This window comes from Sphingobacterium sp. JB170 (assembly GCF_900163865.1).
Taxonomy (GTDB): Bacteria; Bacteroidota; Bacteroidia; order Sphingobacteriales; family Sphingobacteriaceae; genus Sphingobacterium.
Genome location: NZ_FUKU01000002.1, coordinates 1 through 14,589, shown reverse-complemented (window position 1 = coordinate 14,589; position 14,589 = coordinate 1). Strand labels below are relative to the sequence as shown.

Genomic DNA, 14,589 nt, shown 5'->3' with positions numbered 1-14,589 from the left:
CGCAATGAAAAAACAATTGTTCTTAAATTGTTTTTTCATTGTAAAAAAACATATTTTTGTAATACTAAATAATAGAGGTAAATAAATAGATGATAGAAGGAAAGAGCGTAAACTTACTAAAGGCGGCAAAAGAACTTAATATTGGGATCGGTACTGCTGTTGATTTCTTGGTGAAAAGAGGCTTCGATGTGGAATCGAAACCAAGCACCAAGTTGTCTCCAGATATGTATGGTGTCCTTTTAAAGGAATTTCAAGGCGATAAAATTGTAAAAGACGAAGCAAAACAAATTGTTATCGGAAAAATTCGTCGTGATGAGTCAGCTGTTGGAACGGGTGAAGCAGATTCCTTTGAGTCTAATGACCACACCTCTGAACCGCAAGAAGAAGTTCTTGTCAAGAATACGGTAGTGGAACATGCACCTCCTATAAGCGCGGCCCCTAAAAAGGAAGAACCTAAACAGGAAGAACCTAAAAAAGAAGATAATGGACCACTGAAAGTAGTAGGTAAAATAGATTTAGATAGTCTTAGCCATGGAAAGGCGAAAAAGGCTGAACCTAAAGTTACGCCCAAAGCAGAAGCGAAACCAACAAAGGCATCCGAACAACCTCCAGTGAAAGAAGCACCACAAGCAGCTGCTTTAAAAGAAGAGAAAAAAGAAGAGGTTAAGGTTGCTAAAGAAATTTCAAACGTTGAAAAACCTACGCAAGAAGAAATTAAGAGCAAGTCTCCAGAGGAGCAGAAGCCAAAAGTAGAAAAGTCGAAAACTGAGCAACCAAAAGAGGCATCTCAGGAGAAAGGAAATGTTGAGCCTAAGCCGAGCGAGGAGCCTAAAGAAGAAATCAAAACTGAGCCTAAGGGCGCCCCAATGAATAAGGAAAATACAGATGTTAAGCCTCCTGTACAAGGAGACGATAAAGCTACGCCTGTAACGGATGCGCAAAAAGATGTTATCCGCGCACGCTCTGCAACACTAGCTGGTCCAAAAGTAGTCGGTAAAATACAATTACCTGTAGAGCGTAAACCTGTTGCATCTTCGTCAAACCCTACGCATCATTCGAATAATGACAATAAGCGTAAGCGTAAACGCACGAACAATCGTCCCAATACGACTGCGAATCCGAATACCCCGACTGGACAGCGTCCGACCACTGAGGGAGGTAACACGAATGCAAATCGTCCTGCGGGAGGAGGCTTCAATAGAGGTGGCCAAAATCAAAACAGCAGACCTGGAGGAGGTAACAATCCGCACCATAGAGGACCGCGTCCGGATCAGCGGGGAAGAGGACGTCACGATGGCCCTAAGGAAGAACCATCTGAAAAGGAAATACAAGATCAAATCAAAGCTACACTTGCGCGTTTAAGTGGTGCGGGGAAATCCGGCAAGTTCGCGCAGCGTGCTAAACTACGCCGCCAAAAACGAGACGATGTTGCACTTTCAGCAGAAGAAGCTGCAATGGAGGAAGCAGCACAATCTAAAGTATTGCGCGTAACCGAGTTCGTTACTGCGAATGAGTTAGCAAACTTGATGGATGTGCAAGTAACGCAAATTATTTCGACCTGTATGAGTCTCGGCATGTTCGTCTCCATAAACCAGCGTTTGGATGCTGAAACACTCAGTATAGTTGCTGATGAATTCGGTTATCAGATAGAGTTTATTAAACCTGAAGACGAAGAGGTGACGGAGCTGGAAGAACCAAACAACGAGGATCAGATGGTAGACCGTGCTCCAATTGTAACGGTAATGGGTCACGTCGATCATGGTAAAACCTCACTTCTAGATTATATTCGGAAAGCAAACGTAACCAAAGGTGAAGCCGGTGGTATCACCCAGCACATTGGTGCATATGCTGTAAGCTTAGACGACGGCCGCAAGATTACGTTCTTAGATACGCCTGGTCACGAAGCCTTTACGGCCATGCGTGCCCGTGGTGCTAAAGTTACGGATATTGTAATTATTGTTATAGCGGCTGACGATGCAGTGATGCCGCAAACTAAAGAGGCGATTAACCACGCACAGGCTGCTGGATCACCAATCGTATTTGCATTCACCAAAGTCGATAAGCCAGGCGCAAATGCCGATAGAATCCGCGAACAGTTATCGGCGATGAATATCCTTGTTGAAGACTGGGGAGGTAAATACCAAGCGCAAGAGATCTCAGCTAAAACTGGTGAAAACGTCGATTTGTTGTTAGAAAAGGTATTATTAGAAGCAGAAATACTTGAACTCAAAGCCGATCCAACCAAACGTGCTGTTGGATCTGTAATAGAAGCCGCTCTCGATAAGGGGCGTGGTATTGTAACGACCGTTCTTGTCCAAGGAGGTACATTAAGTGTTGGGGATGCTATATTAGCAGGGTCGCACTCTGGTAAAGTAAAAGCATTAACTAATGAACGGGGTGAGCGCGTGAAATCCGCGGGACCTTCGATACCTGTTCAAATACTAGGTATGTCAGGAGCGCCTACTGCAGGTGATAAATTATACGTGCTAGAAGGTGAATCCGAAGCGCGTCAGGTCGCAAATAAACGTTTGCAATTGCAACGTGAACAGGGAATGCGTGCAACCAAGCACATTACCTTGGATGAAATCGGTCGTCGTCTTGCAATCGGGAACTTTAAAGAACTTAATGTCATTGTCAAAGGTGATGTTGATGGTTCGATCGAAGCATTATCCGACTCGCTATTGAAACTTTCAACACAGGAGATTCAAGTTAATATCATCCATAAATCAGTGGGAGCAATTTCAGAGTCAGATGTATTATTAGCCTCAGCATCCGATGCGATTATCATCGGTTTCCAAGTGCGGCCTACCCAGAATGCACGTAAACTAGCGGAGAATGAACAGATTGATATACGTTTGTACTCTATTATCTATGATGCAATCGAAGAACTTAAATCGGCAATGGAAGGGATGCTGGCACCAAAATTCGAAGAGAAAATTGTTGCTGAAGTTGAAATCCGAGAAACGTTTAAAATATCGAAAGTGGGTACTATTGCCGGATGTATGGTTCGAGAGGGTAAAATCAATAGAAATAATGATATTCGCGTAATACGTGACGGTGTTGTTATCCATACGGGTAGATTAGCTTCTTTAAAACGTTTCAAAGATGATGTGAAGGAAGTAAGCCAAGGATACGAATGTGGTCTTAACATTGATCGTTTTAATGACATACTGGAAGGTGATATCGTCGAAGCATACGAACAAGTAGAAGTTAAACGTAAGCTTTAATAAGATTTTATAAACAGTTGTAATCCTGGCAGTTAACATTGTCAGGATTTTTTATTGACCATAGAATCTTTCTATTTGACTTCTAGTTGCAAATACTGTATTTTTATATATGTACAAATTCGAGATTACCAACATTATTCAACAACCAAACAACAACGTTACTCTTACTTTTAAAGATTTATCTGGGGATTATCCTAGCTATAAGGCGGGACAATTTTTAACTTTGTCATTTATGTTTGGCGATCGCGAGGTTCGTAGATCGTATTCCTTTAGTAGCTCGCCTGCAGTTGTTGAGCCGCTAGCCATTACCGTAAAAAGAGTGGATAATGGGGAAATTTCCCGCCTGTTGCATCATCGTACACGCGTTGGGGATCTTGTTGATGTTCTAGCCCCGCAGGGATTATTTACATACGAACCTGACCCCACTACAGCTCGAACATTATTTTTATTTGGCGCCGGCGTTGGTGTTACTCCGTTATTTTCCATCCTGAAAACTGCGCTGTCCACAGAACCCAAAACGAAGGTTGTCCTCATTTATAGCAACAGTTCACCCGATAGGACAGTTTTTAAAGTTGAACTTGAACATTGGCAACAACTGTATGCCGATCGGCTTGAAATTATATGGATTTACTCCAATTCAAAAAATCTGTTAAATGCACACCTAAACCGCGAGAACTTATTACGCTTTGTCAATGAACGCATGCCTGAGGATAACAATGCTATATTTTTCACCTGTGGTCCGGTATTTTACATGGACTTAGTACGCTTCACGTTACTCGGTCTTGGAATCCCCGACGAGGATATCCGCAAGGAGACATTTCATTTTCCTGAAGAAGAAGATGATGAAGATGAGAAAGAAGACGATCCGGTTGATACGACAGCGTACAACATATTGCTCAGGTTTCAAGGACAAGAATACCCGTTGACAATTCCATACAACAAAACAATCTTGCAGGCCGGACTGGATAATAATATTAAACTTCCCTATTCTTGTAAATCGGGGATGTGTAGTACTTGTATCTCACAATGTTCCAGCGGGTCCGTCCGGATGGATTACAATGAGGTTCTAACAGATCGTGAGGTTGAAAATGGCCGTTGTTTGATTTGTACTTCCCACCCGTTAGAAGATGGTACGACGATTGATGTAGTTTAAGCTAAATTAAAAACTATGAAAGCTGTTATCATCGGAGCCACTGGCGCTACAGGCAAAGAAGTCTTAAAGGAACTATTAGCAGACAAGAGAATAACAGCCGTAATTGCTTTGGTTCGTCGGGAAATCAACAATAACCATTCGAAATTAACAGTAATTAAAGTAGACTTTGAAAACCTGCAAAATTACGAAAGTCATCTGCATGCGGATATCGCTTTTTCGTGTTTGGGTACTACACTAAAAGACGCAGGTAGCAAAGAGGCACAATGGATAGTCGATCACGATTATCAACTTCACTTTGCCGCGCTCTGCAAATCCGCCGATGTTAAGCATTTTGTATTGCTCTCTGCACTTGGCGCAAGTAAAGACGCCTATTTCTTTTATAGCCGAATGAAAGGCACTTTAGAGGACCATGTCAGCGCATTAAACTTCCCGCAATTGACAATCATCCAACCCGGAATGATTACACGACCGAATTCCACACGGAAATTAGAGCAAATCACCGGTAAAATTCTTCAGGGTGTAAATAAGATCGGCCTATTAAGTGGATACCGTGCAATTACGACTCATCAGCTTGCTAAAGAGATTGTAAAGGCCGGTTTTGTAGCGAATAACACAGGAATTCGCCGTCTGGCGGGGCAAGATTTGTTCAACGGAGCGGTTTAATATTTCAGCTAAGTCATATTTAAATCCGGTATCGGATTTTAGCTTTCAAATGCTTATCTTTAGGCGAATTTTAAATAGTAGCACTTCGCTGGTAATACTAGTAAATAGGAGTGCGCACTATGATTTTTTATCCGTAAAACAATTGAATTTCAATAGAATATTATGTCATCCAAAATTATTTACACTAAAACTGATGAAGCGCCGTTATTAGCGACTTATTCATTTTTACCAATCGTAAAATCATTTGCTAAAACAGCAAACATAGAAGTAGAAACACGAGATATCTCTTTAGCGGGAAGGATATTAGCTAATTTTTCAGAATACTTAAGCCCGGATCAAAAGATTTCTGATGCACTCGCGGAATTGGGGCAATTAGCAACAAGCCCGGATGCGAATATCATTAAATTACCGAATATTTCTGCTTCAATCCCGCAGCTGAAGGCTGCAATCGCAGAATTACAAAAGGCCGGTTACAATGTACCGAATTATCCGGACTCGGCAGAAAACGAAGAAGAAGAAATAATTAAGTCGACATACGCTAAAATATTAGGCTCAGCAGTAAATCCTGTCCTTCGTGAAGGGAACTCTGATCGACGCGCTCCTAAAGCGGTTAAAAATTATGCAAAAACAAACCCGCATAGTATGGGTGCTTGGTCCGCGAAAAGTAAAACTAAAGTAGCATCAATGACCGACGGTGATTTCTATTCAACTGAACAATCACTTACCGTTGAAAACGACGGAAAGTTCAAAATAGAGTTTGTTGCCGAAGACGGGCAAACAACTGAGCTAAAGCCGTACGGGAAGCTTGTCGCTGGTGAAGTGATCGATTCTTCGGTACTTAACATAGCAAAATTAAAAGCATTCGTTGCCAAAACGATTGAAGAGGCAAAAGAAGCTGATGTTTTACTATCTGCACATCTTAAAGCGACAATGATGAAAGTTTCTGACCCCATCATCTTTGGCGCTATCGTTGAAGTTTTCTTTAAAGATGTATTCGCGCAATACGGAGACCTATTTAAGACTTTGGGTATCAATAAAAACAATGGTTTAGGAGAGATATATAATAAGATTGCTGGAACGCCGCAAGAGGCAGAAGTCAAAGCCGCCATTGAGAAAGCGATAACAGATGGTCCTGATTTAGCGATGGTGAATTCTGACAGAGGAATTACCAATTTACATGTACCTTCAGATGTAATCGTTGATGCTTCGATGCCTGCAATGATCCGTACATCGGGACAAATGTGGAACAAAGAAGGCAAACCGCAAGACACAATTGCAATTATCCCAGATCGTTCATATGCAGGTGTTTACAAAGCTGTAATTGAAGATTGTAAAGCAAATGGTGCCTTTGATCCAAAAACAATGGGCTCTGTACCAAATGTTGGTTTGATGGCACAGAAAGCCGAAGAATACGGTTCCCATGATAAAACATTCCAAGCGAAATCTGCAGGCACAATCAATGTTGTAGATGCTGAAGGTAAAGTTTTAATGGCACAGCCGGTTGAACAAGGTGATATTTTCCGTATGTGCCAAGCAAAAGATGCTCCGATTCAAGACTGGGTTAAACTAGCGGTTAATCGTGCTCGGTTATCAGGAACACCTGCAGTGTTCTGGCTGGACGAAAATCGTTCGCATGATAGAGAAATAATCAAAAAAGTAAACAAATATCTAGCGGATCACGATACTGAAGGTTTAGAAATTCACATACTTTCTCCAATAGAAGCAGCTAAGTTTTCTGTGGAACGCATTCGTAAAGGATTAGATACAATATCTGTGACAGGTAATGTATTACGTGATTACCTTACAGATTTATTCCCAATATTAGAGGTTGGAACGTCGGCGAAAATGCTATCGATCGTTCCGTTAATGAACGGCGGTGGTTTATTTGAGACCGGGGCAGGCGGTTCTGCACCGAAGCACGTTGAACAATTTATTAACGAAGGATACCTTCGTTGGGATTCACTAGGTGAATTTTTAGCCTTAGGAGCGTCGTTTGAACACCTCGCTGAGACACAAAATAATGATAAGGCTCAAGTGCTTGCAGAAACTTTAGACATTGCAACCGAAAAATTCTTAGCAAATGATAAGTCGCCCGCACGTAAAGTTGGACAGATTGACAACCGCGGTTCACATTTCTATCTAACATTATATTGGGCTGAAGCTTTAGCTGCACAAACTAAAGACAGCGAACTGGCAGCCATTTTTAGCAAGCTTGCTACTTCTTTACAGGAGCAAGAGTCAAAAATAAATGATGAGCTTATTGGTGCTCAAGGAAGTCCACAAGATATAGGTGGATATTATTTTCCGAATGATGAACTAGCTTCTAAAGCAATGCGTCCATCATCAACTTTTAATACAGCGATTGCAACAATATAATAATAGAAATTGTAATTTTTTAAAGGATCAGTTTATCTAGCGGTAAACTGATCTTTTGTTTAGCGGCTAAACACTTGTTATAGAACTCTTTAATTTTCTTTAAATCCGGCGCCAGAATTGCTCAATGTACAGTTTTCATATCCGTATATTTTACGATGGTTCTTTCCTCAGGGATTACTTTTAACTCCCGGCTATTCGGATAGAAATTTGGAGTTTATATCTTCGAAAGCCTTTTAAAAAATAATGCTCTTTAATATTTCGAGAAAGCGAATATTAAAGAGCATCTGAATTTTGGATGGCTTCTAATTTAAATTCGAGAGACTATCAGTTTGATCATGCTGCGCAAGCAAACCTTTTGATGTGACCTGTTTTACAATATTTGTATTCGCAAGGTACTGATCGTTGTCCGCGTATATGTAGACTAATGATCCATTTTTAATCGTGTTGATAATGGGTTTCGTTAATGCTCTTGGTAAAGCAGGACAACCATAGCTACGTCCCAATCGACCGGTAGATTTAATAAAAGATTCACTGCAATAGTCTGCTCCGTGAATAACCACGGCTCGCGCCTTCGCTTGGTCATTAATACCTTTTTCTAATCCGTTTAATATAAGAGAATAGCCATTACCGCCTTGATAGGTGCCTTCTGTGAAGAAAAAACCTAATGAACTCTGTAATGACCCATGTTTATTCGAGAAAGATGTCGCATACTTCTCTCCAGAATTCTTACCATGAGAAACGATATTATGAAATAAAACTTTTTGATTATCCATATCGATAACTACCATACGCTTCTCACTTGAAGGTAAAGTAAAATCAATCACAGTAAGGATGTTTTTCTTGCTAGGATTCAGCTGTTCATATCCTTGCAACGCTTGTTCGAAGGCATCAAAATTTAAGACACCTGCTAATTTCATATTCTCATAAAGAATATTTGCTGTTGATTTTTTTTCTATTTTTTTGATTTCTTCTGAAGGCTTAGAATTTGCTGCTTCAGCTACTGAAGGATCTGTAATTCCTGTTGGAATATAACTCACTAAAAAACATGTCAACAACACAAATATCATACTACGCATAAGCACTTTTCTTTAGTTCCGGGCCAAAATTACGAAAAATCCCGCGGCAAAAATGTTAAATAATGTGAATATCAATTAATTACAATTACTAACGAATTGTACTTTTTAGCCCAATCATATACAAATTTTGCATGAGAAGAAGCGTTGCGCACACACATATGAGATCTCGGGGTTGTACCCAATGACCAACTGTATTCTACTATCTTACCTTTAGGATTGTTTACCGGCACGCCATGAATGTATGCTCCATTGGTGAAGCGACTCGCATACGGTGCATAGCCCTCAATTGATGTTGTCCCATCCCGGTAATAAAACATTTTCGGTTTCTTCTCCTGTACGACAAAGATACCTGTTGGTGTATCGTGTGCATAGGGAGGTTTATGCCGCCCAGTAGTAGCTGGATTCATACTTCTGACCACCCATTTACAATCCCCTACACGTTCTGCAGTTAAAATATTTTGGTTCGTTACATCAGGAAATGCTACGTGGTAGAAGGTAACCGAGTCTCCAATTGATTTAATGTAACGTTTCGGTACTTCGAACTCACCGTCGAATGACACCCCGTCTACTTTTACCATATCGATAGTATCACTGCTACGCAGTTTCGCTAGCGCGCCATCCCGCCCGTAAATGGTAGGCGCCTCAGTATCGCCTACTAAATATAACGGAATTCCTTCATAACGTGCCGTGCCCAGTGAATCGGAAACTAATTTGTATTCATTGCGGTGAAAATTCTTTACAAGAGGGGCCTCGCCATGTTTATTTTTTCGATTTTCCAAAACCACATAAGAGGCCTTTTCGCGTTGGAAATTTTCGACCAATGCAAGATACTCTTTAATCTTATCGAGTTGAAAATGGCGAGTAGTGTCTTCATAGTCATATGTCTCCTCTAGGGTGTGTTGATCATAGGAGAGCTCTTTTTTAAGGTCGATATCATCTGCAGTTCTCGGACGTTGCCTCTCGGCTTCCTCAGCCTGCTTAACGCGTTCTATTGAATCTTTTCTGCGTTGTTCAGCAGGGTCGATAACTTTAGCCTTGTTTTGATTGCAAGCCGTTAAAGTTAGACAAAAAAAAAGGAATGCGTTCCCGATGTATTTTCCCATGTAATTCCTATAAAATTCCGTTAATATCTGATGCATCCAAAAATACATAAATTTTCAATATTTAACATGTCGTAGTTCGCAATGCGCTAGATATTTATAGTTTTGTAGCGTTTCGCAACGCTTAGTAAGATCAATTTATCTAGAATTATCCTCAATAAAAGAAAACAGAAACGTTAATCCCATAACCGACTACCCAGATCCGTCATTAAGTGATGCAATCAATCCTAAAAGATTAGTAAGTTCTGAAGAATAATCTTACATAAGGAAATTATCATTATTGATGTCAAAAGCTTAACTTCGTGTAGTTACCGATTATAAATGAGACATGCTCTATTTCTGATTTCTTTATGCTTTCCCTTTTTTGCATGGGGGCAGGGCGTGTTTCAGTTGCGCGGTAAGAAACCGCTTACATTCAAATTTGAGCTTATTAATAATATCATCTTAATTCCTGTTACCATAAATGGCGTCACCTTCTCGTTTCTATTAGATACCGGAGTAAAGGAAACAATTCTTTTTGCGAACACGCGAGATAGCCTCTATCTTCATAATCAAAATAAAATTAGGTTTCAGGGAATTGGAAGCGAAGGTGGTATTGATGGTATTCTATCAACAGGAAACTTAGTTGAAATTGAAGAAATAGCAGTTGATTCCTTACATTCTATATACGTCATCCAAGCGGACGACCTGGATATTTCAAGTGACGTAGGTGTGGCAATAAATGGAATATTAGGATCTCATTTCTTTCACAGCTTTCCTATAAAAGTAGATTATATAAAGAAACGATTGACCCTCTATCCATCGGGTTACGATTATAGCGGAGAGGTTAGAAAATATGAAAATACGCAAATTGAGATCGAACGACACCGTCCTTATATCGAGGCAGAACTATTATTTCGTGACAAATGGCTAACCAGTAAAATGCTTGTTGATATGGGAAATACGGACGCAGCAATGGTATTCCCTTTTCGTATTGAACAATTTGAAGTGAGTGAACCCTACGTTGAAGAATACATAGGGAGGGGATTCAGCGGCGTAATTCATGGAAAACGCAATCGGATTAAAAAGATAGCAATTGAAAATTTTGAAATTCGGTATCCGATAGTTGCGTACCCAGACTCTAGCGCAGTCTTCGAACGGAAACTGGCAGTAAATAGGGTTGGTTCCATTGGCAGTCAAATCTTGCAACGTTTCCATTTACTAATTGATTATCAAAAGGAGTTACTCTATCTGCGTAAAAACAAAAATTTCAACAAACCCTTTGTAGTGAACATGGCAGGAATGGATGTTAGACATGATGGGATGGAATGGTCCAAGCAACTTGTGCGCGTTAAACAGTCTAGAAACGATGATCCCATGCAGCCACAAAACAAAGGTGTTACGATTAACTTTGATAATCATAATGTGCAATACAAATTTGTTTTAAAACCGCTATATCGAGTATCTGGTATTCGAAAAGATTCGCCGGCTCAGAAGGCTGGCGTCCGAGTAGGGGACTTGCTTATTAGTATAAACGGTCATTCCATCGGTGGACTAACTTTAGAAAGGGTTATGCAGCGCCTACAGTCGAAACATGGAGATCATGTTAAACTAATATTGGAACGTCAAGGAGAATTGATCGATGTACGATTCGAACTTGTTGATCCAATTCCGTATCACGAAATTTGACGCGATCTGGAGGTGTTTGCTAGAAAAAGTTAACCTTCTTTTATTTAGTCGGGAAGCCGGTATCGTTTGTTTAATAGATCGATTTTTTACAATTATTATCATACTGGTGTTGGCTGACTGTTAAAAAGCAATATATTTGATATCGATAAAGAACTCAAATGTCACAGATTACAATTATTGATTTAGCAAAACAACTTGGACTTTCCAAATCCACCGTGTCGCGAGCATTTCGAGATAGCAACGATATCAGCCCCAAAACGAAAGCTCGGATTTTAGAAAAAGCCGAAGAGCTTGGATTCGCTCCAAATCTTTACGCGAGTAGCCTAAAAGGTAACCGTAGTGCTACAATTGCGATCATTATTCCCGAATTCGGGAACAATTTTTTTAGTCAGGCAATTAAAGGTATTGAGTTGATCGCACGTTCTCGGAACTACCATACGCTTATCTATGTTACCGATAGCAATGTGCAAAACGAAGCATCTATTGTTCGCTCACTCGCTAATGGACGTGTTGATGGCGTACTTATCTCGGCCTCTGGAGAAGGGAAGGATCATAGCCATTTGCAACTGTTACAAGATCACGATATTCCGATCGTATTTTTTGACCGTACGTACGAAGATTTTAATAGTTTTTTTGTAACCGGTAATGACTTCGAGTCTAGTCGTTCCGCGACCCAACATTTAATAGAAAATGGATGTAGAAAAATCGCGTATGCCGTGATTAATCAGAATGTATCTATTGGGAAAATTCGCATGGATGGATATAAAAAGGCATTAGAAGAGAACGGTATTCCCTTTGACCCCAGATTGGTACTAGACACCGTTAACGATGCTCGTGTTAATAGCGAGGCAATCCGAACGCTTCTGAATCAACAAAAACCCGATGGAATATTCGCTGCCGTGGAGCGCCTGGCGATTTCTACGCTACGTGTAGCACTAGACGAAAAAATTCGAATACCCGAAGAATTAAAGTTGATATGTTTTTCTTGTTTGGACATTACGGACTTACTTAAGCCTTCACTAAGCGTCGTAAAACAACCTGCCCTTGAAATGGGGAAGGAAGCGGCTAATTATTTGTTTCGCTGTCTTTCCAAACCAGTAATCCTTAACAACCAACAGACCACCTTACTTCCCTCAACACTTTACTTTCAAGAGTCGAGTAAAAAAAAATAATTTTTTCTTTGTGAATATTCTCGGAACATTATATCTTTGATATGTTTCGGGAACATTCCCGAAATGCTAACAATTTTCGAGCGAATGTGTAAAAGCTAACTTTAGCATTCTCTCAGTTTTAAACTTTTGTATTTTTTGGGAACGTTCCCATAATTATGATATAATCAATATTGGCATGAAAAATAAGATGTTAACGTCGTTTTTGATGAGGGATTTAATGTTGTGCTTGCGAGCTAACTATCGTCTTTTCGTACTAAAATTTTCAAAATCCAACGTAGCTAATCATCATTCTAACGGAATTTTATACGCACGTTCAATTAATAACTTCAATTACTAATCTAAAACTTAACATGATGAACAATTTTACATTACATCGGGTAATGGTTGTTGGACTTCTGATGTGTCTTCAGATTGCTGCGTTTGCACAGTCTGGCAGTTTACAGGGGCGAATAACCGATAAACAAGGTAATGCCGTTCCCGGAGCGACAATTATTATCCTTGGAACTCAATTATCGACCTCGGCTGACGGAGAAGGAAAATACTCCCTAAATAATATTCCCTCTAAAGCTCATCGTGTATCCGTAAACATGATTGGTTACATAACCCAAGAACAAAGTATCACGATAGGCGAGGGACATAATACATTTGATTTTATATTAGATATGGACGCCAGTAACCTGGAAGAAGTAGTTGTAATTGGATACGGTACGCAGAAAAAGGGAGAACTCACTGGATCGATGACGACAGTTTCTTCCAAAGATTTTCAAAAAGGTGCAATCACGACACCTGAACAATTAATTACCGGTAAAGTTGCTGGTGTACAGATTACATCTGGTGGTGGCCAGCCTGGGGCCGCAAGCACTATCCGTGTGCGCGCAGGCGCATCACTAAATGCGAGTAACGATCCACTCATTGTTATTGACGGAGTTCCTCTTTCCTCAAGTACTATTTCTGGCGTTGCAAATCCACTAAGCCTCATTAATCCTGCAGATATCGAAACATTCACCGTGCTCAAAGATGCAAACGCTACGGCTATTTACGGCTCTCGAGCGTCGAACGGCGTTATTTTAATCACGACAAAAAAAGGTGCCAGCGGACAACCGAAAATCAATTTTAGCACACAGAATTCACTAGCTAAGGTAGCTGCAAAAGTAGATTTGATGTCTGCAGATCAAATTCGTGAATACGTAAATGCACAAGGGACTGATGCACAAATTGCCTCTCTAGGTGAAAGCAATACGGATTGGCAGGATGAGATATACAGACAGGCATTTTCCACAGACAATAGCCTAAGCATTGCTGGTGCAATCAAGCCAAACCTTCCATACCGCGTGTCCCTGGGGTATCTAAATCAGCAAGGTATATTAAAGCGAGATAATTTAGATCGCACAACCGCAGCTATAAATTTTGCACCAAAACTTTTCGACAACAGTTTAAAGGTTGATATTAATCTAAAAGGATCACTTTCAAATTCGAAATTCGGTAATCAAAATGCAATCGGTGCAGCTATTCAGTTTGATCCTACGCAAGCCGTTCATGAAGAAAATAGGTTTGGCAATTTCTACGAATGGAAACAATTTAACTCGGCCACAGAACAATATGATCCTAACCCGAATGCACCGCGTAATCCGCTTGGATTGTTGGAATTAAAAGACGACAATGGAAAAGTTTCACGAAGTTTTGGTAACATACAGCTCGACTATGCCATACCATTTCTGGAAGGGTTAAATGCGAATTTGAATTTAGGATACGATGTATCTAAAGGTGAAGGCGATACCTATATCCCCGACTATGCTGCAGTGACGATTAGCACTTTGGGAGAAATTACACGCTACAAAACAGATATCACCAATACCGTTGGTGAGTTCTATCTAAACTATACCAAGGATATCGCTAAGAGTAATATCAATGCGACTGCGGGTTATGGATACTATAACTATAAGTCTAAAGTATATAACTACGATCGCACAAGCGCGGACGGTACCGTGTTAAGCACGCCCGCATTTGCCTTTGATGTGCCTCAGAACAAGTTGATTTCTTACTACGGAAGATTGATTTACACCTATGATAACAAGTATATAATCTCCGGGACAATCCGTACAGACGGTTCGTCACGTTTTAGAGAAGATAATCGTTGGGGCGTATTCCCGTCAA

The 14,589-nt window shown here is 40.4% G+C and carries 9 protein-coding genes; 7 read left to right on the top strand and 2 right to left on the bottom strand.

Going from position 1 to position 14,589, the window contains the following annotated elements:
• Positions 1-89 precede the first annotated feature (89 nt).
• The 4 genes from infB to FM107_RS00035 all read left to right on the top strand — a co-directional run bounded on the left by infB (position 90) and on the right by FM107_RS00035 (position 7,419).
• Positions 90-3,227 carry a translation initiation factor IF-2 gene (gene infB / locus FM107_RS00050; RefSeq protein ID WP_086946485.1) on the top strand — a complete coding sequence of 1,046 codons (3,138 nt, stop codon included), beginning with the start codon at positions 90-92 and terminating at the stop codon, positions 3,225-3,227.
• Positions 3,228-3,336: 109 nt separating this feature from the next.
• Positions 3,337-4,380 carry a ferredoxin--NADP reductase gene (locus FM107_RS00045; RefSeq protein WP_086946484.1) on the top strand — a complete coding sequence of 348 codons (1,044 nt, stop codon included), beginning with the start codon at positions 3,337-3,339 and terminating at the stop codon, positions 4,378-4,380.
• 15 nt (positions 4,381-4,395) lie between these two features.
• Complete coding sequence (locus tag FM107_RS00040; protein ID WP_086946483.1) at positions 4,396-5,043, top strand: NAD(P)H-binding protein; 648 nt, start codon at positions 4,396-4,398, stop codon at positions 5,041-5,043.
• Positions 5,044-5,205: 162 nt separating this feature from the next.
• The gene (locus FM107_RS00035; RefSeq protein WP_086946482.1) at positions 5,206-7,419 is read left to right on the top strand and encodes an NADP-dependent isocitrate dehydrogenase; all 2,214 of its coding nucleotides are present in this window, start codon (positions 5,206-5,208) and stop codon (positions 7,417-7,419) included.
• Positions 7,420-7,721: 302 nt separating this feature from the next.
• Here FM107_RS00035 and FM107_RS00030 read toward each other — a convergent pair whose 3' ends face one another.
• Positions 7,722-8,495 carry a murein L,D-transpeptidase catalytic domain family protein gene (locus FM107_RS00030; protein ID WP_246229367.1) on the bottom strand — a complete coding sequence of 258 codons (774 nt, stop codon included), beginning with the start codon at positions 8,493-8,495 and terminating at the stop codon, positions 7,722-7,724.
• A 71-nt stretch (positions 8,496-8,566) separates the two neighbouring features.
• Entirely contained in the window at positions 8,567-9,598 is a 1,032-nt protein-coding gene (locus FM107_RS00025; protein WP_086946494.1) for a L,D-transpeptidase, read from the bottom strand.
• 318 nt (positions 9,599-9,916) lie between these two features.
• Here FM107_RS00025 and FM107_RS00020 point away from each other — a divergent pair, with 318 nt between their 5' ends.
• The 3 genes from FM107_RS00020 to FM107_RS00010 all read left to right on the top strand — a co-directional run.
• Positions 9,917-11,263, top strand: coding sequence for a PDZ domain-containing protein (locus tag FM107_RS00020; protein ID WP_086946481.1), 1,347 nt, complete (start codon positions 9,917-9,919; stop codon positions 11,261-11,263).
• 158 nt (positions 11,264-11,421) lie between these two features.
• A complete protein-coding gene (locus tag FM107_RS00015; protein ID WP_086946480.1) occupies positions 11,422-12,435 on the top strand; it encodes a LacI family DNA-binding transcriptional regulator in 1,014 nt (337 codons plus the stop codon).
• Between the two features lie 350 nt (positions 12,436-12,785).
• Positions 12,786-14,589: SusC/RagA family TonB-linked outer membrane protein (locus tag FM107_RS00010; RefSeq protein WP_143559384.1), on the top strand; the 1,804-nt coding region annotated here is incomplete at its 3' end.

Coding starts and splice junctions, on each gene's coding strand:
- infB (WP_086946485.1), top strand. CDS start 90: ATGATAGAAGGAAAGAGCGTAAACTTACTAAAGGCGGCAAAAGAACTT.
- FM107_RS00045 (WP_086946484.1), top strand. CDS start 3,337: ATGTACAAATTCGAGATTACCAACATTATTCAACAACCAAACAACAAC.
- FM107_RS00040 (WP_086946483.1), top strand. CDS start 4,396: ATGAAAGCTGTTATCATCGGAGCCACTGGCGCTACAGGCAAAGAAGTC.
- FM107_RS00035 (WP_086946482.1), top strand. CDS start 5,206: ATGTCATCCAAAATTATTTACACTAAAACTGATGAAGCGCCGTTATTA.
- FM107_RS00030 (WP_246229367.1), bottom strand. CDS start 8,495: ATGCGTAGTATGATATTTGTGTTGTTGACATGTTTTTTAGTGAGTTAT.
- FM107_RS00025 (WP_086946494.1), bottom strand. CDS start 9,598: ATGGGAAAATACATCGGGAACGCATTCCTTTTTTTTTGTCTAACTTTA.
- FM107_RS00020 (WP_086946481.1), top strand. CDS start 9,917: ATGAGACATGCTCTATTTCTGATTTCTTTATGCTTTCCCTTTTTTGCA.
- FM107_RS00015 (WP_086946480.1), top strand. CDS start 11,422: ATGTCACAGATTACAATTATTGATTTAGCAAAACAACTTGGACTTTCC.